At 61.5% G+C, this 21,987-nt stretch carries 18 protein-coding genes; 16 read left to right on the top strand and 2 right to left on the bottom strand.

The window, feature by feature from the left end; genetic code table 11:
• The first annotated feature begins 497 nt into the window (after window positions 1–497).
• Window positions 498–1,313, top strand: a complete 816-nt coding sequence (locus ACIOWL_RS18740) for an SDR family NAD(P)-dependent oxidoreductase (protein WP_400388666.1) — start codon at window positions 498–500, stop codon at window positions 1,311–1,313.
• A 4-nt stretch (window positions 1,314–1,317) separates the two neighbouring features.
• On the opposite strand, the gene ACIOWL_RS18735 is transcribed toward ACIOWL_RS18740, so the two are convergent.
• Window positions 1,318–1,770 (bottom strand): hypothetical protein, encoded by a 453-nt coding sequence (locus ACIOWL_RS18735; protein ID WP_400388664.1) that lies wholly within the window; start codon window positions 1,768–1,770, stop codon window positions 1,318–1,320.
• Between the two features lie 20 nt (window positions 1,771–1,790).
• Entirely contained in the window at window positions 1,791–2,444 is a 654-nt protein-coding gene (locus tag ACIOWL_RS18730; RefSeq protein ID WP_400388661.1) for a GntR family transcriptional regulator, read from the bottom strand.
• Window positions 2,445–2,575: 131 nt separating this feature from the next.
• Here ACIOWL_RS18730 and ACIOWL_RS18725 point away from each other — a divergent pair, with 131 nt between their 5' ends.
• The 15 genes from ACIOWL_RS18725 to ACIOWL_RS18655 all read left to right on the top strand — a co-directional run bounded on the left by ACIOWL_RS18725 (window position 2,576) and on the right by ACIOWL_RS18655 (window position 21,840).
• Window positions 2,576–5,407, top strand: a complete 2,832-nt coding sequence (locus ACIOWL_RS18725) for an FAD-binding and (Fe-S)-binding domain-containing protein (protein WP_400388658.1) — start codon at window positions 2,576–2,578, stop codon at window positions 5,405–5,407.
• An 84-nt stretch (window positions 5,408–5,491) separates the two neighbouring features.
• A complete protein-coding gene (locus ACIOWL_RS18720) occupies window positions 5,492–6,511 on the top strand; it encodes a LacI family DNA-binding transcriptional regulator (RefSeq protein ID WP_400388655.1) in 1,020 nt (339 codons plus the stop codon).
• 78 nt (window positions 6,512–6,589) lie between these two features.
• Window positions 6,590–7,999: a glucuronate isomerase gene (gene uxaC / locus ACIOWL_RS18715; protein ID WP_400388653.1), complete on the top strand. Its 1,410-nt coding sequence runs from the start codon at window positions 6,590–6,592 to the stop codon at window positions 7,997–7,999.
• Entirely contained in the window at window positions 7,996–9,525 is a 1,530-nt protein-coding gene (locus ACIOWL_RS18710) for a mannitol dehydrogenase family protein (protein ID WP_400388652.1), read from the top strand. Before uxaC ends, ACIOWL_RS18710 begins: the two co-directional genes overlap by 4 nt.
• Window positions 9,522–10,751, top strand: a complete 1,230-nt coding sequence (gene manD, locus ACIOWL_RS18705; protein ID WP_400388650.1) for a D-mannonate dehydratase ManD — start codon at window positions 9,522–9,524, stop codon at window positions 10,749–10,751. The genes ACIOWL_RS18710 and manD overlap by 4 nt, the downstream gene beginning before the upstream one ends.
• Window positions 10,748–11,335, top strand: coding sequence for a gluconokinase (locus ACIOWL_RS18700; RefSeq protein WP_400388648.1), 588 nt, complete (start codon window positions 10,748–10,750; stop codon window positions 11,333–11,335). Before manD ends, ACIOWL_RS18700 begins: the two co-directional genes overlap by 4 nt.
• Entirely contained in the window at window positions 11,332–12,201 is an 870-nt protein-coding gene (locus tag ACIOWL_RS18695; protein ID WP_400388646.1) for a sugar phosphate isomerase/epimerase family protein, read from the top strand. The genes ACIOWL_RS18700 and ACIOWL_RS18695 overlap by 4 nt, the downstream gene beginning before the upstream one ends.
• A gap of 26 nt (window positions 12,202–12,227) precedes the next feature.
• A complete protein-coding gene (locus ACIOWL_RS18690; RefSeq protein WP_400388644.1) occupies window positions 12,228–13,232 on the top strand; it encodes a Gfo/Idh/MocA family protein in 1,005 nt (334 codons plus the stop codon).
• 195 nt (window positions 13,233–13,427) lie between these two features.
• Entirely contained in the window at window positions 13,428–14,957 is a 1,530-nt protein-coding gene (locus ACIOWL_RS18685; RefSeq protein WP_400388642.1) for an ABC transporter substrate-binding protein, read from the top strand.
• A 9-nt stretch (window positions 14,958–14,966) separates the two neighbouring features.
• Window positions 14,967–15,908, top strand: a complete 942-nt coding sequence (locus ACIOWL_RS18680; RefSeq protein WP_400388640.1) for an ABC transporter permease — start codon at window positions 14,967–14,969, stop codon at window positions 15,906–15,908.
• 110 nt (window positions 15,909–16,018) lie between these two features.
• Window positions 16,019–17,752: a dipeptide/oligopeptide/nickel ABC transporter permease/ATP-binding protein gene (locus ACIOWL_RS18675; RefSeq protein WP_400388861.1), complete on the top strand. Its 1,734-nt coding sequence runs from the start codon at window positions 16,019–16,021 to the stop codon at window positions 17,750–17,752.
• Window positions 17,749–18,618, top strand: coding sequence for an ATP-binding cassette domain-containing protein (locus ACIOWL_RS18670; RefSeq protein ID WP_400388637.1), 870 nt, complete (start codon window positions 17,749–17,751; stop codon window positions 18,616–18,618). Before ACIOWL_RS18675 ends, ACIOWL_RS18670 begins: the two co-directional genes overlap by 4 nt.
• A gap of 65 nt (window positions 18,619–18,683) precedes the next feature.
• Complete coding sequence (locus ACIOWL_RS18665; protein ID WP_400388635.1) at window positions 18,684–19,574, top strand: sugar phosphate isomerase/epimerase family protein; 891 nt, start codon at window positions 18,684–18,686, stop codon at window positions 19,572–19,574.
• A gap of 40 nt (window positions 19,575–19,614) precedes the next feature.
• A complete protein-coding gene (locus ACIOWL_RS18660; protein WP_400388632.1) occupies window positions 19,615–20,805 on the top strand; it encodes a Gfo/Idh/MocA family protein in 1,191 nt (396 codons plus the stop codon).
• 30 nt (window positions 20,806–20,835) lie between these two features.
• Window positions 20,836–21,840: a LacI family DNA-binding transcriptional regulator gene (locus ACIOWL_RS18655; protein ID WP_400388629.1), complete on the top strand. Its 1,005-nt coding sequence runs from the start codon at window positions 20,836–20,838 to the stop codon at window positions 21,838–21,840.
• Window positions 21,841–21,987 lie beyond the last annotated feature (147 nt).

Genomic DNA, 21,987 nt, shown 5'->3' with positions numbered 1-21,987 from the left:
TTTCGGCGCAGCTACACCCGTGATGGTTAGCGTAGTAGAACGTTCGGCCGGCACGTGAAAACCGCCGGCCTCAAAATCAAGGGAGAACAAGATGTTTGACCGTCACCCCACTGACCCTCCGATCAATCCCACCGATCCCACCGGACCTGTCGCGCCGCCCAGCGACCCTACTGCGCCCGACGGTCCGATAGTTGATCCAACGGCACCTCCGGGGAGACCATTCGATCCAACTGCACCGCCAGTTCCACCGGAGCCGGAAACGGCGCCGAAACGTTAACGGGTGGTGGGACACACAATACTTCGAGCATGATGCTGCCGAAATGCGTCTTACCTACGTGCTCAAAACTGCCTAACCACTCAGAGCGGAGTGTTGGCTCCTAGCCTGTTTGGGGGACAGCTGTAGCCGAGAGATTCGTGCCCTGAGTATCAGTGCGGCGAATACCATGTAGCTGGAAATCCCGCTTCCGCGGATACTTCTCAGCTGGCAGTCTGGATTCATGTCGCAACCTAACACCTCGACTGATGTCCGCAGGGAACTTCGTGGCCGATTGGCTGGCAAACGCGCGGTAATCACTGGAATTGCCGGCGGCCAAGGGCGTGCCGCGGCGCTGGCGTTCGCGGCTGAAGGAGCCACGGTGATTGGTTGCGATCTGAGCCCCGAGGGTGCGGCGCAGACCGCCGCGGCGGTGGAAGCCGCCGGTGGCAGAATCGAGATTGCCGCGCCATTGGATCTGATCGATGAACGCGCGGTTGCCGGCTGGGCCGCCCACGTGCAGCGTGAATACGGGGCTATCGATATTCTTTATGCCAATGCCGCGGCCACCCGATTCGGTCCGGTGGGCAGTTTGGAATACTCGGCCTGGCGTTGGAACTTCGAGCACGAAGTTGACGTGGTGTTCCTTCCGATCCGCTATTTTTGGGATCAGCTGGTGGCGGCCGGAAGAGCGTCAATTGTTCTGGTTGGCTCCACTGCCGGCGTCTCGGGATCGGTGACCAACTCCCGTTTGGCTCATACCGCCACCAAGGGCGCAATTGTTGCCATGACCAAACAGCTGGCCGCGGAGGGCGCTCCTCACGGAATTCGAGTTAACGCGGTGAGCCCCGGAATGATCCGCACACCTGCGACCGAAGGCGACCTGCTGGCAGCGGACCATCCGATGCACAGCATCGCCACGAGTATTCCGCTGCAACGTATTGGCGCGCCGGAAGAAGTGGCCGCGTGCGCCCTGTTCCTGGCCTCGGATGAGGCGTCCTATGTGACAGGGGCAAATCTGATGGTGGACGGCGGATGGTCCGCGGTACTTCCCGGCTGAGCAACTAACGGCGGGGAAACAGCGTCAGCCAGTGAGCAATCCGCAGCTGGTCCGTAGTACTGAATAGCGCCAGACAACGCATCTCCTTGGCGGTCGGCAGCAAAATAGCAATGTGGTCCTTCGGCGCGTCCGCGAGCGCCTCGCCGGCCGCGGACGCGGCGTCCACATGTTTTCCCGTCGCCAGGAATAGCTCGACAGGCGAACCCGGGAGCGAATCGATGATCCCGACGTGCCCGTGCGTCAAGGCTTCCAGCTCGTCGGCGCGGAAATACCCGGCGGTCTCTTCGAAGGTGAGTTCCACCGCCGGGATCAGCTTTTTCCCTTTCAGGCCAACACCCAGCACCTTGGCGGTGAAATGAACCTGCTCCACCTGAAGCGGCGCTGTGTCCTCGATCTGCCGTTTCCAGTCTTCGATTGCCGGTGAATCGGGATGGCGTTTGCGTGAGAATAGACCCATGGTGGTGGCAGAGCTTTCGGCTAGTCGAGGGTGTCCAGGTGCGCGGCCAGCTTGGCGCTCGCCGTTTGCAGGTGCTCGGCCAGTACGGCCGCGGCCTCCTGTTGGGCTCCGGCGCGGATGAGTTCCAGCAGGCGTGCGTGCTCGGCGGCGATATCCCGGGTGGAGAGCAAGGTGGCATCCTGCACGTGGGTCATGCACAACCTGATTTCATCGCTGAGCTGCGCGTAGATGGCGCTGGTTCGGGGTGAATCCAGTGCCTGCACCAAGGCGGTGTGGAATCGTACGTCGGGTTCAACGATCTCGACGGGTGAAGCGTTGCTCAGCGCGGTGATCTGCGCATTTGCCTCCAGGGCCGCCTCCGGAACCTGATGGGTGGCGGCCAGTAGGCGCACCGCCTCCGCCTCGATGATGGCCCTGGTTTGGTAAATATCCCGGGTGTCGGCCGCGGTGAGCACCCGTACCCTGGCGCTTTGATGGGCATTGCGGGTGAGCAACCCGCTGACCACCAGATTTTCCAGGGCGGCCTTGGCTGTTGGACGGGCGACCTCATAGTACGCGGCGACATCAACCTCACCCAAGGGGGTGCCGGGGGCCAGCTCTCCGCTGAAGATCCGGGCACGCAGTGACTTGATGACGGCTTGCACAACCGAAACCACTCCGAGGCGGGCAGGCATAGGGGTCCTTTGGGGTAGAAATGCGCTGGGTCTACCCAGTATCCCATGAAGCGTACTACTATGGCATGTGTACTTGTTAGACAATATTCCCTGATAGTAGGTTTTACCTACAATTCACACAGGAGCGCACCATGGCATTGAGCACGCCAGCACTCGGTGAGACCACGGTTTCATCCAGCATCCTCGACCTGGTCGGTGATCCGGAGCGGGTGATGACCCGATCCATTGACCGCGTGGCCTATGCCTCGGACGCATCGCACTACCTCTACACCCCGCAGGCGGTGGTGGTGGCCAAGGACGCCCGCGAAGTTTCCCAGCTGCTGGCCGCCGCCAACCGCAACAACCAGCCGGTGACCTTGCGTTCGGGCGGGACCTCGCTGGCGGGTCAGGCCAGCGGCGACGGGCTGATGATCGATGTGCGTCGAAATTTCCGCGGCATCACCGTGCTGGATGAGGGGAAACGGGTACGGGTCCAGCCCGGCGCCACGGTGCGCCAGGTGAACGCCCGGCTGGGAGTCTACGGCAGCAAACTTGGACCCGACCCGGCCAGCGAGGCGGCCTGCACCATCGGCGGAGTGATTGCCAACAATTCCTCCGGGATGGCGTGCGGGACCGAATTGAATACCTACCGAACCCTGGAATCCATGACCTTTGTGCTGCCCAGCGGCACCATGATCGACACCGCCGCGCCGGATGCCGATGCGCAGTTGGCGGCTGTCGAGCCGAGGCTGGTTGCCACCCTGGACACCTTGCGAGACCGGGTGCGTTCAAACCCTGACTCGGTGGCGAAAATCAACCAGCATTTCTCGCTGAAAAACACCATGGGTTACGGCATCAACGCCTTCCTGGACTTCGACTCGCCGGCGCAGCTGCTGGCCCACCTGATCATCGGCTCGGAGGGAACGCTGGCATTTGTGGCCGAGGCGGTGTTCCGCACCGTGCCGATCCGCAAACTGGCCATCGCAACCCTCGCGGTATTCGACAACCTGGACCTTGCCACCCGTGCGCTGCCCGAGCTGCTCGACTCGGGCGCGGCGACCCTGGAACTCATGGACTCCACCTCGCTTCGGGTGGGACAGTCGCTGCCGGGGGTGCCCGAGGCGATCATGGGATTCGAGGTTCAGCAGCAGGCGGCTTTGCTCATCGAGTATCACGCGGATCACGAGCAAGAACTGCGCGGGCTCCAGGATGCCGGGCAGGAACTGCTGGATGCTGCCGCGCTGCGTGCCCCGGCCCAGCTGTCCACGGATGCGAAAAACCGCCAGTCCGCATGGAAATTCCGCAAGGGCCTGTATGCGTCGGTGGCCGGGGCGCGTGCCTCCGGGACCACCGCGCTGCTTGAAGACGTGGCCGTTCCGGTGCCGTCGCTGGCCGAAACCTGCGCCAGTTTGCAAGAGCTCTTCACCGAATACGGGTATGAGGACTCGGTGATTTTCGGCCATGCAAAGGACGGAAACATCCACTTTATGCTCACCGACCGTTTCGAGGGCGAGCAGGCGTTAAGCCGCTACAACAGCTTTAATGACCAGATGGTCCAGCTGGTGCTGTCCAAGGGCGGGAATCTGAAGGCGGAGCACGGCACCGGACGGGCCATGGCGCCGTTTGTCCGCGCCCAATACGGAGACGAGCTGTACAAGGTGCACCTGGAACTCAAGGCCGCCTGCGACCCCAAGCTGATGATGAATCCCGGGGTTATCGTGGAGGAAGACCATGCCGCGCACATCCGGAATATCAAACTGAATTCAACCATTGAGGTGGAAGCCGACCGTTGTGTTGAATGCGGCTACTGCGAACCGGTCTGCCCCTCCAAGGACCTGACCCTCACCCCGCGCCAGCGAATTGTGGTGCGCCGCGCCATTGCCAAGGCGCAGGCCGAAGGCAACCATGAACTGGTCGCGGAACTGGAAAAGGACTACGAATACAACGGGGTGCAGACCTGCGCCGTGGACGGCATGTGCGTCACCGCCTGCCCAGTGGGCATCAACACCGGCCTGCTGGTCAAACGCCTGCGCCGCGAGGACTCGAACCCCGCCGTGGCCGCCGGGTTCAACACCGCGGCCAAGGGCTGGGGCGCGGCGACCCGGGCCGGATCGCTGGCGTTGAGTGTTGCGGACAAGTTCCCCGTGGGGCTGGTGCGCGGCGTGACCGACGTGGCCCGCAAGATCGTCAGCACCGATCTGATGCCGCGTTATGACAGCGAATTGCCCGGCGGCGGCAAGGCCCGCAAGCCGCTGGCCGGCAACCTGGGGGCGCCGGGGACAGAACCATTAGCTATCTATGTTCCGGCCTGCGTGAACTCGATGTTCGGTCCCGCCGGCGACGGCCAGGGGGTCTCCGCGGCCTTCACCGCCTTGCTTCACGCCGCCGGGGTTTCGGTGTATGTGCCGCAGGGAATCGAATCGATGTGCTGCGGCACCCCGTGGACCTCCAAGGGCTACGCGCAGGGCCACGACCTCATGGCGCAGCGGGTGCTGGACGAGGTGGCCGCGGCGCTGCCAGGGAAGAACCTGCCGATCATCTCCGATGCGTCCAGCTGCACCGAGGGCTTCGCCCACACCCTCCAGGAGCACGGCTACCAGGTGATCGACCTGCTGGCGTTTACCTCGCAACAGCTGCTGGACAAGCTGCCGGCCGGGGACAAAATCTCCTCGCTGACCCTGCACCCCACATGCTCCTCAACCCAGATGGGATTGAATCCATATCTGGAAAAGGTCGCGCAGGTGATCGCCCATACCGTCAACGTGCCGGTGAACTGGGGGTGCTGCGCCTACGCCGGGGACCGCGGGATGCTGCACCCGGAGTTGACTGCATCGGCCACCGCCCGCGAAGCCGCGGAGGTGCTCCAACTGGATGCCGAAGCCCACGCCTCCTGCAACCGCACCTGCGAGCTGGGAATGAGCAAAGCGACCGGCAAGGAGTACCATCACGTGATTGAACTGCTGGCTCAGTCGGTGGCCCGCTAGCCGCAGCTCACCGGGGGCGTCCACCGATTGCCACAAGTTGCCCTGCACGTGGAATATTCCGGCGCTCAGTTGCACACTTAGATCATGGAGGAAAACGAATCCGGCCAGCGCGCCGCAACAATCTATGACGTTGCCCGCGCAGCCGGAGTGTCAGCGTCTACCGTTTCACGTGCATTTGCCAGGCCCGGGCGGGTTAGTTTTGCCACGGCTGAACGGATCCGCGCCGTCGCCGCCGAGCTCGGTTACCGGTCGGTGGAAATCCGCCGCCCGCTGGCCGAGGGACGGCAACGCCGTGGCACCATCGCGTTGGTGGTCGCCGACATTTCCAACCCGGTGTTTTTTGAAATGATCCGCGGGGCGGAGGAAGAAGCCGCGAAAAACGGCTACACCATGTTGCTGGCGCACACCCGGGAATCCGGGATCATTGAACGCGAAGCCATTGAACGGTCCATGGATATTGTTGACGGGATTGTGCTCTCCAGCTCCCGGATGTCGGACGCCGCCATTCGCTCAATGGCCAAGCAGAAACCAACCCTGGTGATGAACCGCGGGGTAACCGGGGTGGCCAGCGTGGTCACGGACAATGAGCAGGGTGTCTACCGGGCGGTTGAGCACCTGAGGTTATTGGGGCATAACGACATCGCCTACCTGGCCGGGCCCGACGCCTCCTGGGCCAACGGGATGCGGTGGCGTGCCCTGAAGGAATGCGCGGCGGAATTCGGCATGAAGTTCACCGCGTTCACCCCGGGGGTGCCGAATATGGACAGCGGCGCCGCCATTGCGGGCAAGGTGCTGGGTTCCGGAGCCACCGCGGTGCTTGCCTACAACGACCAGCTGGCCATCGGTTTTATGCGCCAGGCCCAGGCCAATGGCTACTCGATTCCGCAGGACATGAGCATTATCGGCTTCGACAACTCTTCCGATGCGCAGCTGGTTACCCCCGGGCTGACCAGTGTTGCCGCGCCGCTGCACGCGCTGGGGGTGGCAGCGGTGCGCAACCTGCTGGCCATCGCCCGGGGCACCGCCTCGGTCCCCGAACGGCCGGTCGTGCTTCCCACCCGGTTGGCGGTGCGGGCCTCCACCGGGCCGCGCCCCACCAGCTAGGATCACCGCCGGGTGAGCCGTGGGGCAACTCATGGCAACTTGTTGCCGTGCTAGGTTCCCGGCCTTCAGGATCGAGGTATGCCATCCTCGATTTCGAACCATCCAGATCGCCTGTTTCCCGCGGATCCCGCGGTGCGCCAGATTGCCCGGTCGCTGCACGCAGCCGTGAAAAACCTGCCGATCATCTCCCCGCACGGCCACGTGCCGGCGGAGATGATCGCCGACGACGTCCCGTTCCCGGACCCGACCACGTTGCTGCTGAGCCCGGATCACTACGTCACCCGGCTGCTGCATGCCAACGGGGTCAGCCTCGACCGGTTGCGGGTTGGCGGGAGCGACACCACCAGCGCGCTCGAAGCCTGGAAGATCTTCTGCGCACACTTTGCCGATTTCGACGGCACCGCCTCGGGATACTGGCTACGCCAGGAGCTGGTTGAGGTGTTCGGCCTGGACGACCTGGACCTCCGGGCCCAAACCGCGGAACAGACCTTCCACGCGGTGCAGGCAAAAATTAATGACCCGGGCTTTCGCCCGCGGGCGCTCATGGACAGTTTTAACATTGAGGTGCTTGCCACCACCGACGACCCGCTGGATGATTTGGCAGCCCACCAACGTTTGGCCGCGGATCCTTCATTTGCACCCCGGGTGCTGCCAACCTTCCGGCCGGATGCCTACATCAAGTTCTGGGCGCCCCAGTTTGCGCAGAATGTCAACCGCCTGATTGACGAGGCCGGGGACGGTGCCACCGGTTACCAGGGGTACCTCGCCGCGATGGCCAATCGCCGCCGCTACTTTGTGGAGCATGGCGCGGTCTCCTCAGACCACGGTTCGCATAACGCCGACACGCTCAGGTTGGATGACGCACAGGCCTCGGCCCTGTTTGCCAAGGGGCTGGCAGGGACCGCCACCTGGGCCGAATCACAGGCCTTCGAGGCCCACATGATGTATCAGCAGGCGGCCATGGCGGTGGATGACGGGCTGGTGATGACCATGCATGCCGGGGTGCACCGTAATACCCACCCTTCAACGCTGGCTGCGTTTGGGGCCGATACCGGCCACGACATCCCGTTCGCGGTAGATTTTTCAACCGGCCTGCAGCCGTTGCTCCGGGACTTCGGTACCGCGCCCGGTTTCCACTTCATCCCGTTCACCATTGACGAGACCGTGTTTTCCCGAGAGATTGCGCCGCTGGCAGGATTTTTCCCTTCCGTGTACATCGGCGCCCCCTGGTGGTTCCTGGATGCGCCCGATGCAATGCTGCGTTTCCGCTCCGCGGTCACCGAGACCGCTGGATTCTCCCGATCCTCCGGATTCATCGATGACACCCGCGCCTTCTGCTCCATCCCGGCCCGCCACGATGCCTCGCGGCGTACCGAAGCGGCATTTTTGGCTCGGCTGGTGGCAGAACACCGGATCACCGAAGAACGAGCCCACGAGATCATCGTGGACATTGTTGATGCCGCACCACGAAGGGCCTTTAAACTGTGAGCGCCGAAACCACCGCGGCGGTAGAACTGAACCGCGCCACCCACCCGGCTCCCGCGGCCGCGGCGCGCATCGTGCACATTGGGCTGGGCGCATTCCACCGGGCCCACCAGGCCTGGTACACCTGGCAAGCCAACCGGCTGGGCGCCGAAGCCTGGGGGATTGCCGCCTTCACCGGACGCAGCGCCGCGGCGGCCACCGAACTGGAGGCCCAGGACGGGCTGTATACCTTGGTCAACCGGCATGCCGAGGGGGACAGCTTTGACGTTCTCGACGTGATCGTCCAAGCGCACGATGGCGCGGATCTTGCAGCGTTATGCACGTTGCTTGAAAGCCCCTCGGTCGGCATCATCACGCTGACCATCACCGAGGCGGGATACCGGATGGACCCGCAGGCCGCCGAACCGACGTTGAACCTCGACGACTCCCAGGTCGCCGAAGACCTGCAGGTGCTGCGCGCCGCATGGGGCGGGGGAGTCTTCGCCCGCACCGCTGAACAACTCGATCACCTGCACGTGAACACCACCGCGGCCCGGCTTCTGGTGTCACTGGCCGCGCGCCGCGCCGCCGACGGGTGGCCCCTGGCCGTGGTGTCCTGCGACAACCTTGCGGATAACGGGAAGGTGGCGCGTGCGGCACTGCTCGGGATGGCCGCAGAAGTCGACGAGCAGCTGGCTGCGTGGATTCAGGGCAATGTGTCCTTTGTGGACACCTCGATCGACCGGATTACCCCACGCAGTACCGTGGCAGACCGGGAAACGGTGGCCGCGGCCACCGGATTCATGGATCGTTCCCCGGTGGTTACCGAGCCATTCAGCTCTTGGGTGCTGTGCGGGAACTTCCCTGCCGGGCGCCCGGAATGGGAGCGGGCCGGAGCCGTATTCGTTGAGGATCTGGGTCCCTTTGAACGCCGCAAGTTGTGGCTTTTGAACGGTGCGCATTCGCTGATGTCCTTCGCCGGCGCCCTGCGCGGGCACCACACCGTAGCCCAAGCGCTGGCCGATCCCGTGGTGTCCGACTGGGTTGAACAATTTTGGGACGCCGCCGCGAGGCACCTGACCGAGCCCGGGCTGGATGTGCCCGGTTACCGCCAGGCGCTGCGTGAACGGTTTGCGAACCCGCGGATCGCGCACAACCTCTCGCAGATCGCCATGGACGGAACGCTGAAGCTGGCCGCCCGCGCGGTGCCGGTGTATCGGGCAGAACAACATGCCGGGCGAAACGGCGTGGCGGCGCTCCGCGCGATCGCCGCATGGGCAGAACAGCTGGCCGCCCAATACGAGGCCGGGATTCAGATTGTTGACCCGGCGGCGCAACAGATCGGTGCAATCCTGGGTGCACGCGAGGCGGCAGCCGGCAGCCAGGCCCAAACTTGTGCGCTGGTGGAACTCATCGATACGCAGCTGGCTGCGGATGCCCACGCCATCACCACCATCCATGAGCTACGCGCCGAATTGGCCGCGATGGCTCCCGACAACGTCAGTACCGTGGGGCGGCAACGCCCTGACTCGGCAGAAGGAACAGCATGAAAATCATCAAGGCAGAAGTTTTTGTCACCAGCCCGTCGCGCAATTTCGTTACGCTGAAAATCACCACCGAGTCCGGGCTGGTTGGCATCGGTGACGCCACCGTCAACGGCCGTGAACTGGCCGTGGCCTCCTACCTCAAAGACCACGTCACCCAGCTGTTGATCGGCAAGGACGCGCACCGCATCGAGGATACCTGGCAGTTCCTCTACCGTTCCTCCTACTGGCGCCGCGGGCCGATCACCATGGCCGCCATCGCCGCGGTTGATATGGCGTTGTGGGACATCAAGGGCAAGGCCGCAAACATGCCGGTCTACCAGCTGCTGGGCGGAGCTTCGCGCACCGGGCTGCGCGCCTATGGGCATGCCTCGGGCACCGATATTCCGCAACTGTTCGAATCCATCCACGAGCACCTGGAGCTGGGGTATAAATCCGTCCGGGTGCAGACCGCGGTACCGGGCATCAAGGCAGTTTACGGTGTGGCCGCGCAAACCCAGTCATCGGGGGAACGCTACGACTACGAGCCGGCTGGCCGCGGGGCCTTCCCGGTGGAGGAAGACTGGGATACCCGCGCCTACTTGCGCCACCTGCCCACCGTTTTCGAGGCTGTTCGCAACGAATTCGGCCCCGAGCTGCCTTTGCTGCACGACGGCCACCACCGGATGACCCCCATCCAAGCGGCCAAGCTCGGCAAAGCCTTGGAACCCTATGACCTGTTCTGGCTGGAGGACTGCACCCCGGCGGAAAACCAGGAAGCGTTGCGACTGGTCCGCCAGCACACCACCACGCCATTGGCGATCGGTGAAATCTTCAACACCGTCTGGGACTACCAGGCGTTGATCAAGGAACAACTTATCGATTACGTACGCGCAGCTTCCACCCACTTTGGCGGGATTTCCCCGTTGAAAAAGGTCATGGACTACGCGGCCCAGTATCAGGTCAAATCCGGATTCCACGGCCCAACGGATATTTCTCCGGTCGGTTTCGCCGCCCAGCTTCACGTGGGATTGGCAATTCACAACTATGGTATCCAGGAATACATGCAGCACTCGGATGCCACCAACACCGTGTTCGAAGCGTCCATGACCTTCACCGACGGCTACCTGCACCCAGGGGACAAACCCGGACTCGGTGTTGAATTTAATGAAGAAGCGGCCGCGGCCTACCCGTACCAGCAGGCCTATCTTCCGTACAACCGCCTGATCGACGGAACGGTCCACGACTGGTGAGCGCCGAAACATTGACTGCGCAACCCGATGCCCGCACCGCACATCACATCATCGTGATGGGTGTCTCCGGATGCGGCAAATCAACGGTCGGCGCGCTGCTCGCCAAAGAACTTGGTGCCGAATTCTTCGACGGCGACAGCCTTCACCCGCAGGAAAACATTCAGAAAATGTCCTCCGGAATTCCGTTGGATGACGCGGATCGTGAGCCATGGCTGGCCCTGGTCGGCCAGCGTCTGGCGGCATCGGCAGGTTCCGCGGTAATCGGCTGTTCGGCGCTGAAGCGCCGCTACCGGGAACAGATCCTCAACTACGCGCCAGACACCGTGTTTGTGCACCTGAGCGGTAGTCGTGAAGTACTGGCGGCCCGGCTTCAGGACCGGCCCGGTCACTTCATGCCGCCAGGTTTGCTGGATTCCCAGCTGGACACGCTTGAAGAACTTTCACCGCAGGAACCCGGAGCCCGGTTCGACATTGCCGCCTCACCGGAGCAGCTGGCGATTGAGGCCGCGAACTGGCTTGCTGCCCGCTACAACAACCCAGGTGCCCGTCCCGCAGGCGCCGCAAACGAAGGAACCGGCCAATGAGCACCTTGCCTGCCACCGAGCCAAGTGTCTGGACCCTGTCCGGATTCGGCGATGAAATTGATCCGGACCCCGCGGTCCAAGCAACCGTTTTGCTCGCGCTGGGCGCGACGCACATCGAGGTTCGCTCCGCCTGGGGAATCAACGTTGCGGACTTTGATACCCAGCTGACCCAGAAGCTGGCCGGAATCCTGCACGATAAAGGACTGAAGGTCTCTGCCATCGCCTCCCCTATCGGCAAGGTAGATGTCTCATTGCCGGTGGAGCACGAGGTGCAACGGCTGCGTCAGATCATCGAGGTGGCCAAAACCCTGAACGCCCCATACATTCGGGTGTTCTCGTACTACCGCGGGGAGAACCAAACGCAGGATGAGATTCGCCAGGCAGTGATTGAGCGTATGACCGCGCTTGCTGCAGAAGCGGAGGCGGCCGGTGTCATTTTGGTGCACGAGAACGAAAAGGATATCTACGGGGACACCCCGGCGCGGGTCCTGGACATCGTTTCGTCAGTGAATTCTCCGGCCTTGCGGGTGGCGTGGGACAACGCGAACTTTGTCCAGGTCGGCACCCGTCCCTTCGACGACGGATATGCCCTGCTCCGCCCCTACTTGGAGTACTTCCAGGTTAAAGATGCCGTGGCGAGCACCGGAGCAGTTGTGCCCGCCGGCCAGGGCGACGGGCAGTTGCCGCAGACCATTGCGGCTCTGGCCGCGGATGGCTACACCGGCTTCGCATCGCTGGAACCGCATTTGGCGCAGGCCCATCACCTGGGAGGGTTCTCCGGCCCGGTGGCCTTCGGACGGGCAGCGCGGGCTTTTAGCCACCTTGCCCGCAATCATGCGATCACCTTTGAGTCATCAGAAGATTAAGCGCCACATCACGCAAGGGAGCGGGAATGAAAAGAGCGGCAATTATTGGCTGCGGCGATGTTTCGAGTGTTCATTTCGAGGCAATTCGGTCTCTAAAAGACATTGAATTGGTCGCCGTATGCGATACCGACGCAGGCCGTCTGAAGGAAGCGAGTGCTAGCCATTCGATCGTGGGTTTTTCCGATGTCCAGGAGATGATCGCGCAAACAAAACCCGATGTGGTGCATGTGTGCACACCGCATGACCAGCATGCGCGCATTGCGATCCAGTGCCTGGAACAAGGTATCCACGTGTTGACCGAGAAGCCGCTGGCCCACACCCGTTTGGCCGCCCAGCAATTGCTGGAGGCCGAGCGTGAGAGCACCGCCAAGCTGGGGGTGTGCTTCCAGAACCGCTACAACCCGACCAGCCAAACCCTGCATCGGGTGCTGCGCGAAGAACGGTACGGGAGGGTGCTGGGCGCTTCGGCGACGGTCCTGTGGCACCGCACCGCCGATTATTACCTGAATCGCCCGTGGCGAGGCAGCTGGTCCGGTGGCGGGGGCGGGCTGCTGATGAATCAGGCAATTCACACCGTTGACCTGCTCCAATGGCTCATCGGGGAGGTGCAGGAAGTTCGTGGTCGCGCGTCAACCAGGAGCCTTGGCGCGGTCATCGAGGTGGAAGACACCGCAGAATTCGCGGCAACACACGCAGGTGGCGCGTCCAGCGTTTTCTTTGCGACCCTGGGGCACGCACACAACGCTCCGGTGGCGCTGGAGATTGTGACGGAGACAGCGGTGCTGAGCCTTGAAGCGGAGCTAACGGTCAGGCACCCGGACGGACGTGTGGAGCACCTCGCGAGTAACAACTCTGCGACTTCCGGACGCGACTATTGGGGCGCCTCCCACGCGCTGCTCATTGCGGACTTTTACGCATCTCTCGATGCTCCCGAACCATTTTGGATTAACGCCAGCGAAGCCGTGAAATCGCTGGATGTCGTCAAAGAAATCTATCGTCAAAGCGAGTACGATTTCGAAATTTCCGGTTAATTAATTCCGAAATATGATCACTCCCTCGACCGTGTCGGGGGAGTGATTTGGCGCGCCTTGGCGCGTGGAAAATTGGGTTCCGTGCAACTTTTGCCAACCGATTGCCGTCGCTGAACACCTGTCTTTAGTCTTGATCAAAATGTGGCATAGACCACGTTTTTCCACCCTTTGATTACCGTTCTCAAGGAGCCATCAATGAAACCTGGTCCAAAGGCCGCCGTCGGCGCTGCCGCTCTAGGTGTGAGCCTCGTTCTGACGTCCTGTGCGGGAGGCGGCGAACCCGCCGGCGGTGCCGCGAATGCCGCGGCAACCACCCTGACCCTAGGCACCATCCAGGATGTGCGGTCGTGGGATCCGGCGCAGGCGCATGTCGGGCATGGGTTGCAGCCGTATCAGGCGGTGTACGATTCGCTCATCCTGCGTGAACCAGATGGCACGCTGAGCCCCATGCTGGCCACCGAATGGAGCTACAACTCCGAGAACACGGTGCTGACGATGGACCTGCGCGACGATGTCACGTTCAGCGATGGCGAGGCTTTCGACGCCGAGGCGGCCAAGGCCAATCTCGATCATTTCCGCGAGGCCAACGGACCACAGATGGCCCAACTGAAAACGGTCAAGGAAGTGAAGGTTGTTGATGAAGACACGATCGAAATCGACCTCACCGAACCCGAGCCGGCCATGGAATATTTCTTGAGCCAAGCCGCCGGACTCATGGGCAGCCCCGCGGCGATCGGTACCGAGGCAATCGTGACCGAGCCGGTAGGCTCGGGCCCCTACGTCATGGACAAAGCGTCATCCGTGAAGGAATCCCAAACACTTTTTAACGCACGCGAAGGCTACTGGAACCCCGAGCTGCAGAAGTTCTCAAAACTATCGTTCAAGATCATGACCGATGTGACCGCCCGCACCAACGCGCTGGTCTCCGGCCAGGTTGATGCAACGATCCTCGACCCGAAAAACGCGAAGCAAGCCGAGGCCGCGAACATGACCTTGGAAACCAACGAAGTCGACTGGCAGGGATTGCTCCTGCTGGATCGCGACGGAACCAAAAATGAGGCGCTGAAGGACGTGCGGGTGCGCCAGGCCATCAACTATGCATTTGACCGGGAAACCATCCTCGACCAAGTCATGATGGGTCAGGGAACGGCAACCTCGCAACCCTTCGGCAAGGCCAGCGGGGCCTGGAGTGAAGAACTGGAGAACTACTACACCTACAACCCCCAGAAGGCCAAGGAGCTGCTCAAAGAAGCGGGTTATGAAAACGGTGTCACCGTCGACATTCCTGGGGTGCAGAATTTCGAAACCCAGCTCTCCGTGGTCAAGCAGCAGCTGGCTGACGTGGGGATCACCTTGAATATCGGAGCGGCCATCACCAGCACGCTCACCAGCGACGTCGCGGCGCAGAAATACACCAGCCTGTTTTTCTCGTTGTTCCAGGGCGAACCAACCGTGGCAATCGACCAGATCATTTCCACCGACGCACTGTACAACCCGTTCAAGACCATGCCCCCGGAATTGCAGGCCGAGATCGATCAGGTGCGTGCCGGCGGTGACAAGGCTGGTGAACTGGCCCAAGAGGTTAATAAGTATGTCGTCGAGAACGCTTGGTTCGCTCCGCTGTTCCGGGTGAACCAGATGTACTTCCACAACGACAAGGTTGATGTTGTCCCGCAGATCCAGCAGGCCGTGCCGTCGATCTATAACTACTCCCCGGCTAAGTAGGCGGCGAACATGATTTCGTTTATCGCCAAACGCCTGGGCAGCGGGGTGATTGTCCTCTTTGTGGTGTCCATGCTGACCTTCGCGCTGCTGTACGTCTCCAGCGGAAGTATTGCCCGCAACATCCTGGGGGAGACCGCCTCGGCAGAGCAGGTCGCGCTGAAGGAACAGGAGCTGGGACTCGACCAGCCGCTGGCCTTGCGTTATCTCAGCTGGGTTGGCGACGCACTGCGCGGCGACCTGGGTGCTTCATGGTTCACCTCGGAGCAGGTCAGCACGTCCTTGGCCACCCGCATCCCGGTCACCATCACCATGGTGCTGATTGCGATGCTCTGCATCGCCGTGGTCGCGACCCTGATCGGTGTGCTGGCTGCGGTCAAACGCGGATGGGTTGACCGGGTTGTCCAGGTGGGTGCCGTCATCGGGGATTCGATCCCGGGGTTCGTGATTGGCATCATCCTGGTGACGGTGTTCGCCATTCAGCTGGGGATCTTCCCGGCAACAAGCACCATCTCCCCGGGTTCCGGGGCCGCCACGTGGGTCTACTCCATGACACTTCCGATTATCGCGTTGCTGATCAACGGCGTGACCGGCGGGGCGCAGCAGATCCGCAGCGCTGTCATCAAACAGCTGGAACGGGACTACGTCAGGACACTGCGCAGCCGCGGAATCGGCGAAAACGAAATCCTGTTCAAACATGTGCTGCGCTCGGCGGCGCCAGCCGGGTTGACCGTGTTGAGCCTGCAGCTGATCGGAATGCTCGGCGGTGTGGTGATCATTGAACAGATTTTCGCACTGCCAGGCATCGGACCGCTGGCAGTGACGGCGACCAATCAGTCGGATCTTCCAGTGGTCATGGGGGTCGTGATGTACACCGTGGTCGTGGTGATTATTGTCAATTTGCTGGTCGATATCCTCAACGGCTGGCTCAACCCGAAGGTGCGTGTATCGTGAGCGAAGCCGTGCAAGTTTTGGGGACAACCCCGGAAAAGAACCCGGTCCCCACGGGCCAAAGCGGGAGCGTGGTGCGCTCAACCGCGCTGCGTCGCCTGCTGAAGAACCCGATGGGCTTAATTGCGCTGGGAATCCTCACCCTGGTAGTGCTTGCGGTGGTGTTGGCACCGGTGCTGGCCCCCTTTGACCAGAACTACGCGAATATCGCCAAAACCCTCGCGGCCGCAGATAGCGAGAACCCCTTGGGGACCGACAGCTCGGGCCGAGATGTTCTCAGCCGCCTGCTTTACGGCGGCCAGTTGACACTTGCTTCTGCGCTGCTCTGCGCAGCCGTGGCAATCGCCATTGGATTGCCTGCCGGGCTGATCGCGGGGTTTTACGCCGGGACCTTTGAAAGCGTTTCGAACTGGATAGTCAGCATCTTGATGAGCCTGCCGGGGCTGATTGTCCTGCTGACCATCAGGGCCGCTTTTGGCCCATCGGTGTGGGTGTCGATGATCGCCTTCGGTGTCTTGATTTCGCCGTCGTATTTCCGCCTGACACGCTCGGCGGTCCAGGCGGTGCGCCACGAACTTTATGTTGACGCGGCTCGAGTCTCGGGATTATCGGATGCCCGCATCATCACCCGGCATGTGTTCTCGGTGGTTCGCGCACCGATCATCATCCAAACCGCAGCCATTGCCGGGGTGGCCATCGGCATCCAGTCGGCGCTCGAGTTCCTGGGGTTGGGCGACCCCACCAAAGCGACCTGGGGTGTGATGCTCAGCGAGGGATTCAAAAATGTTTACCTCGAACCGACCCTGCTGTTCTGGCCGGCCTTCGCGATGGCACTGACCATCGGGGCACTGGTCTTGCTGGGAAACGCATTGCGTGATGCCTTGGAAGACGGCGAGAAGATCAAATCCAAGGGTGTTGCCAAAACTTTGGCGAAGGCCAAGAACACACCCCGCGAAGGCCGTAAACCCGCGGTTGCTGTTCAGGCGGGCACCGAGCACCACCTGGTCAAGGTCACCAATCTTGCGGTGGGTTACCCACAGGCAGATGGAAGCGTGAAAAAGGTCGTTGACGACGTGAGTTTTCACGTGGATCGTGGAGAGATCCTCGGAATCGTGGGTAAATCCGGATCGGGGAAGTCCCAAACCGCGTTCTCCATCCTGGGCCTCCTGCCGTCAAACGCACTGATTACCGCCGGCAGCATCCAGTTCGACGGGAAATACACCGTCGCCCCCGGACACAGCGCGGTGTCGCAAGACTTCCTGCGCACCCTGCGCGGAAAACGGATCTCCTACATTCCGCAGGAACCGATGAGCAACCTCGACCCGGCGTTCACCATCGGGTATCAGCTGGTCACCCCGATGGTGCGCGTTTTGGGGATCTCCAAAACCGAAGCCAAGGAACGTGCCCTGAAGCTGCTGGGTGACGTAGGAATTCTCAGCCCGGACAGAACCTTTGCGGCCTACCCCCATGAAGTATCCGGCGGCATGGCTCAGCGTGTGCTGATCGCCGGGGCCATCAGTTGCGAACCTGATCTCGTGATTGCCGATGAACCCACCACCGCCCTGGATGTCACCGTTCAAGCCGATGTGCTGGACCTGCTGCGTGAACTGCAACAACGGCTGAACATCGGGGTCATCATGGTGACCCACAACTTTGGCGTCGTGGCCGACATCTGCGATCGGGTGGTGGTGATGCAAAACGGCCGCCTTGTCGAAGAAGGAACGGTCCGCGAGATTCTGCGTCAGCCAGCCGAAGCCTATACCCGTACCCTGCTCTCCTCGATGCTCGAGGGCAAAGAACCCATGACCAAACTGGTCGGTCACGGTATTGAGGAGAACATCCGATGAGCGTTACCCCTTCAGAGCCGCTGCTTTCGGTTCAAGAACTCATTGTCGATTACAAAAGCAAGCGGTTCATGTCCAAGTCGTTCAGGGCACTGACCAACATCAATATCCAGATTGGCCGCGGGCAGACCCTTGGCCTCGTGGGTGAATCAGGGTCCGGAAAAACCACGCTGGGTCGCGCGGTGCTGGGGCTGGCACCGGTCACCGGTGGAAAGATCTTTCTTGAGGGATCGGATATCACCCAGGCCACTCGCAAACAACGCCGCGAACTCAGCCGGGATTTGCAGGTGGTTTTCCAAGACCCCTACACCTCGCTGAACCCCGCCTTGGAAGTTGGAGACATCCTCGCGGAACCGCTCAGCGTCCAAGGTCTGGAACCGGCGGCGGCCCGCAAACGGGTGAAGGAACTTCTCGATCAGGTCAACCTGCCCGCCGACGCGCTGCATCGGTTGCCGCGCGAATTCAGCGGCGGCCAACGCCAGCGTGTAGCGATTGCTCGGGCCCTGGCATTGTCCCCCAAACTCATCGTTTGCGATGAACCAGTGAGCGCCTTGGACCTGACAACGCAGGCGAAAGTACTTGACCTGTTTTTGCAGATTCAGCAGGAGACCGGCGTTTCCTACCTGTTTGTTTCCCATGACTTGGACGTGGTGCGCCACATCAGCCACCGGGTGGCGGTCATGTATCACGGTGAAATTGTCGAACAGGGAGCTGCTTTGCAGGTCACCCATGAACCGCAGCACCCCTATACGCAGCGGCTCCTGCTCGCCTCCCCGGTCCCCGACCCGGACCGTCAAGCTCAACGCAGGCAAGCCCGCAACGAACTGCTGCGTCGGCAGCACGAAGAGTCCAACTCAGTTCCGGCTTAACAGCTTTCTCCCCGTACAAATCAACGGATCCGCAAGGATCCGAAACCACCATGGAGGACACCCCAATGGCTACTATTGGCGTTCAGGCAATGATGCTCAAGCAGAGCTTCGAGCAAGTCGGAGCCTTTGAAACACTGCGCAAGGTCAGCGACATCGGCTACCACGCGGTCGAAATCTCGCAGATTCCGATGGATGAGGCCAACGTCGCGGAACTTGAACAAGCGCGCAGTGAACTGGGCATGGATATCGCTGCCTTGTCGGTGAGCTTGCAGTCCACCCCGGGTCGCCCCGGAGACAGCCTCGAATCCAATTTCGAGAAGGTCGTGGAGGATGCACAGCGGCTCGGCTCGGGCTTGCTGCGCATTGGCATGATGCCCTTTGACGCCATGGGTTCCATCTCCCGGGTTGTCGATTTCGCCAAGCTGGCCAACGACTATGCGCACCGGTTGGCCGAACACGACCTGAAGCTGTATTACCACAACCACCACATCGAGTTTGCCAAGTTCGACGGCGTTTACATGCTGGACATCATTGAAGACAACTCTCCGCTGATGGGCCTGGAAATCGATGTTCACTGGGTGCAGCGTGGCGGGCTGGACCCGGTGCGCACCTTGCGCAAATACGCGGGGAAGACGGCGATGGTGCACCTCAAGGACTACCGAATCGGTGCCTTGGATGCCGATGCCATGCAACTGCTCGAAGCAGGAGACTTTGCCGGATTCATGGGCAAGTTCAAAGACGTGGTGCAGTTCGCCGAGGTCGGTGAGGGAAATCTGGACTTCGCATCCATCGTGCCGACCGCGGTGGAGACCGGGGCGCAATACCTGCTTGTCGAACAGGATGACCTGTACGGGCGCACCGTGTGGGAAGCGTTGGAAACCTCGTACAACAATCTGCAGAAACTGGGCTTCGGGGACTTGTTTGCCGCTGACACGCCGTCGGCGCTCAAGGCCTAATCAGCAAACACCGATCAACAACAGTAGAGGACGGAAAATCATGAGTGAGCAGAAGATTCGACTAGGAATTATCGGTCTGGGAGCCCAGGGAGGCATGTACGCGAAGTTCATTACCGACGGTATGGTGCCCAGCATGACGCTAGCCGCCATTGCGGATACCGACCCCGCCAAACACCAGCTTGCCCAAGAAAACTATTCCGGAGCCCAGGTATTCGAGGACTACCGGGAGATGATGGACAGCGGAATCGTGGACGCAGTGGTCACCTGCGTTCCGCACTACCTGCACCCGGAAATGGGCATCGAGGCCATTAACCGCGGCATTAACGTCATGGTGGAAAAACCAGCCGGTGTTTACACCGCCCAGGTCAAGGAGCTTCTGGAGGTCGCCCAAGCCAAACCCGAGGTTGCCTTTGCGATCATGTTCAACCAGCGGAACAATCCGCTGTACCAGCGCATCAAGGAAATTGTCGACAACGGAGAGATCGGCAAAATCCGTCGCTCCAATTGGATCATCACCAACTGGTGGCGTCCACAGGGGTACTACGACCAGTCGGCATGGCGTGCAACCTGGGGAGGCGAAGGCGGCGGAGTGCTGGTGAACCAGGCGCCGCACCAGTTGGATTTGTGGCAGTGGATCTGCGGCATTCCCACCTCGGTGTATTCAAAAGTTTCCTATGGATTCCGGCGCAACATTGCGGTGGAAGACGAAGTGACCGCGGTTGCCGATTTTGGCCAGGGGGTGACCGGTACCTTTATTACCGCGACCCACGACATCGTCGGGACGGATCGGTTTGAAATCCTGGGCGATCAGGGCAAGATCGTGGTCGAATCCAGCAAAACGGCCGTGGTGACTCGGCTGAAGTCTCCGGAGCGTGAGCTGAGCGAGAATATGGGAATGGAAGATGTACGTAAGCTTTTCACCGACCAACTGAACCCGGAAGAGTTCTATTCAACGGAAACCATTGAGTTCCCTTCGGTCTGGGGTGAACAGCACGCCGGGGTCCTGGAGAACTTCGCCCAACATATCCTCAACGGAACCGAGCTGCTTGCCCCGGGCGCAGACGGCATCAACGGGGTGCGCCTGGCTAACGCCATTCACCTCTCCAGCTGGACCGGTCAAGAAGTGGGTCTGGACTTTGACGAGGAGCTGTTCTTGGATGAACTAAACAGTCGTATCAAGACAGAGAATAAGTTCGCCCCACGTCTGCAATCTGCACACGTGCAGGGCTGACTCGGCATTTGATATCGAAGCACGGGAGATATGAGCAGATCAGGGCACGGACGCAACGGTGCGCCGACCATTTATGACATCGCCGCTGTGGCAGGGGTCAACCCCTCCACGGTGTCCCGGGCGCTCAGCCGCCCGGAACGCGTCGCGGAGGCCACCGTGGCTCGCGTTAAGCAGGCCGCGCAGAGCCTGAACTATCAAGCCAATCCGATCGCACGCGCCTTGCATACCGGGCGCCTGCAGACCATTGGTTTGATCGTTGCTGATCTGCTCAATCCCGTGTATTTCGAAGTTGTCCGCGGGGCGCAGGCGGCGGCCGCGGCCGGCAACTACACTCTGGTCCTCGCCCAGTCGGTCGAAGACCCGGAAGCGGAAATGCTGGCGGCCCAACGGCTAGCCGGCACCGTGGACGGGCAGATTCTGGTCACCTCCCGGCTGGATGACAGCCAAATCAGGGAACTGGCTGAGGTTAAGCCAGTGGTGGTCATCAATCGCGAGGTCCAGGGGGTTACCTCCTTGGCTCCGGAGGTGGGTCCTGTGATCGGCGAAGCCCTGGAACACCTCTGGGCAACCGGGCAACGGCGTATTGCCTACCTGCCCGGTCCACTGCGATCCTGGGCCAACCGGCAGCGTTCCCGGGCGCTCGCCGAAGCCGTGGAAACGCGCGGCATGCGGCTCACGGTGCTTGATACGCAGCCACCCACCCGCGAGGGCGGGGCCGCAGCGCTGGAGCAGGTCCTGGCCAGCGGTGCCAGCACGGTTTTTGCCTACAACGACCTGATGGCCATCGGCCTATTGCAAGTGTGCGCACGAGCTTCGATCCATATTCCCGAACAGTTGGGAATTATCGGTTTCGACGATATTTTTGGCGCAGATTTCACCACACCGGCCCTGAGCACCGTGAGGTTGCCGCTGTTCGATTGCGGGGCCCGCGCATTGTCCAGCCTCATCCATCACATCGAGCAGGGTGAGCCGGCCGAAAGCAGCCACATTCCCGGATCGCAGCTGATCCTGAGAGGTTCCCTGGCCTCGGTGTAGGTCAAAGCTCCACGCAGGGTCTCGGCGCGGTGAAATGTGAGCCAAGGCAACATTTGGCAATCGATTGTCACGCGGGTCACACATTCCTAGACTCGTTGAAGCACCGCAAAGTTGCGGAGCTTAACGAATCAATGATCCAAGGACGCA

Source organism: Glutamicibacter sp. NPDC087344 (assembly GCF_044744225.1).
Classification (GTDB): domain Bacteria; phylum Actinomycetota; class Actinomycetes; order Actinomycetales; family Micrococcaceae; genus Glutamicibacter.
Note: the sequence above shows the minus strand (reverse complement) of the source record. Positions and strands in the feature narration are given on the sequence as shown.

Bases quoted from the DNA above. Each gene is read 5' to 3' on its own strand.
- ACIOWL_RS18665 (WP_400388635.1), top strand. From the start codon at position 18,684: ATGGCTACTATTGGCGTTCAGGCAATGATGCTCAAGCAGAGCTTCGAG.
- ACIOWL_RS18660 (WP_400388632.1), top strand. From the start codon at position 19,615: ATGAGTGAGCAGAAGATTCGACTAGGAATTATCGGTCTGGGAGCCCAG.
- ACIOWL_RS18670 (WP_400388637.1), top strand. From the start codon at position 17,749: ATGAGCGTTACCCCTTCAGAGCCGCTGCTTTCGGTTCAAGAACTCATT.
- uxaC (WP_400388653.1), top strand. From the start codon at position 6,590: ATGCCATCCTCGATTTCGAACCATCCAGATCGCCTGTTTCCCGCGGAT.
- ACIOWL_RS18735 (WP_400388664.1), bottom strand. From the start codon at position 1,770: ATGGGTCTATTCTCACGCAAACGCCATCCCGATTCACCGGCAATCGAA.
- ACIOWL_RS18655 (WP_400388629.1), top strand. From the start codon at position 20,836: ATGAGCAGATCAGGGCACGGACGCAACGGTGCGCCGACCATTTATGAC.
- ACIOWL_RS18720 (WP_400388655.1), top strand. From the start codon at position 5,492: ATGGAGGAAAACGAATCCGGCCAGCGCGCCGCAACAATCTATGACGTT.
- ACIOWL_RS18730 (WP_400388661.1), bottom strand. From the start codon at position 2,444: ATGCCTGCCCGCCTCGGAGTGGTTTCGGTTGTGCAAGCCGTCATCAAG.
- ACIOWL_RS18690 (WP_400388644.1), top strand. From the start codon at position 12,228: ATGAAAAGAGCGGCAATTATTGGCTGCGGCGATGTTTCGAGTGTTCAT.
- manD (WP_400388650.1), top strand. From the start codon at position 9,522: ATGAAAATCATCAAGGCAGAAGTTTTTGTCACCAGCCCGTCGCGCAAT.
- ACIOWL_RS18680 (WP_400388640.1), top strand. From the start codon at position 14,967: ATGATTTCGTTTATCGCCAAACGCCTGGGCAGCGGGGTGATTGTCCTC.
- ACIOWL_RS18695 (WP_400388646.1), top strand. From the start codon at position 11,332: ATGAGCACCTTGCCTGCCACCGAGCCAAGTGTCTGGACCCTGTCCGGA.
- ACIOWL_RS18685 (WP_400388642.1), top strand. From the start codon at position 13,428: ATGAAACCTGGTCCAAAGGCCGCCGTCGGCGCTGCCGCTCTAGGTGTG.
- ACIOWL_RS18675 (WP_400388861.1), top strand. From the start codon at position 16,019: ATGGGCTTAATTGCGCTGGGAATCCTCACCCTGGTAGTGCTTGCGGTG.
- ACIOWL_RS18725 (WP_400388658.1), top strand. From the start codon at position 2,576: ATGGCATTGAGCACGCCAGCACTCGGTGAGACCACGGTTTCATCCAGC.
- ACIOWL_RS18740 (WP_400388666.1), top strand. From the start codon at position 498: ATGTCGCAACCTAACACCTCGACTGATGTCCGCAGGGAACTTCGTGGC.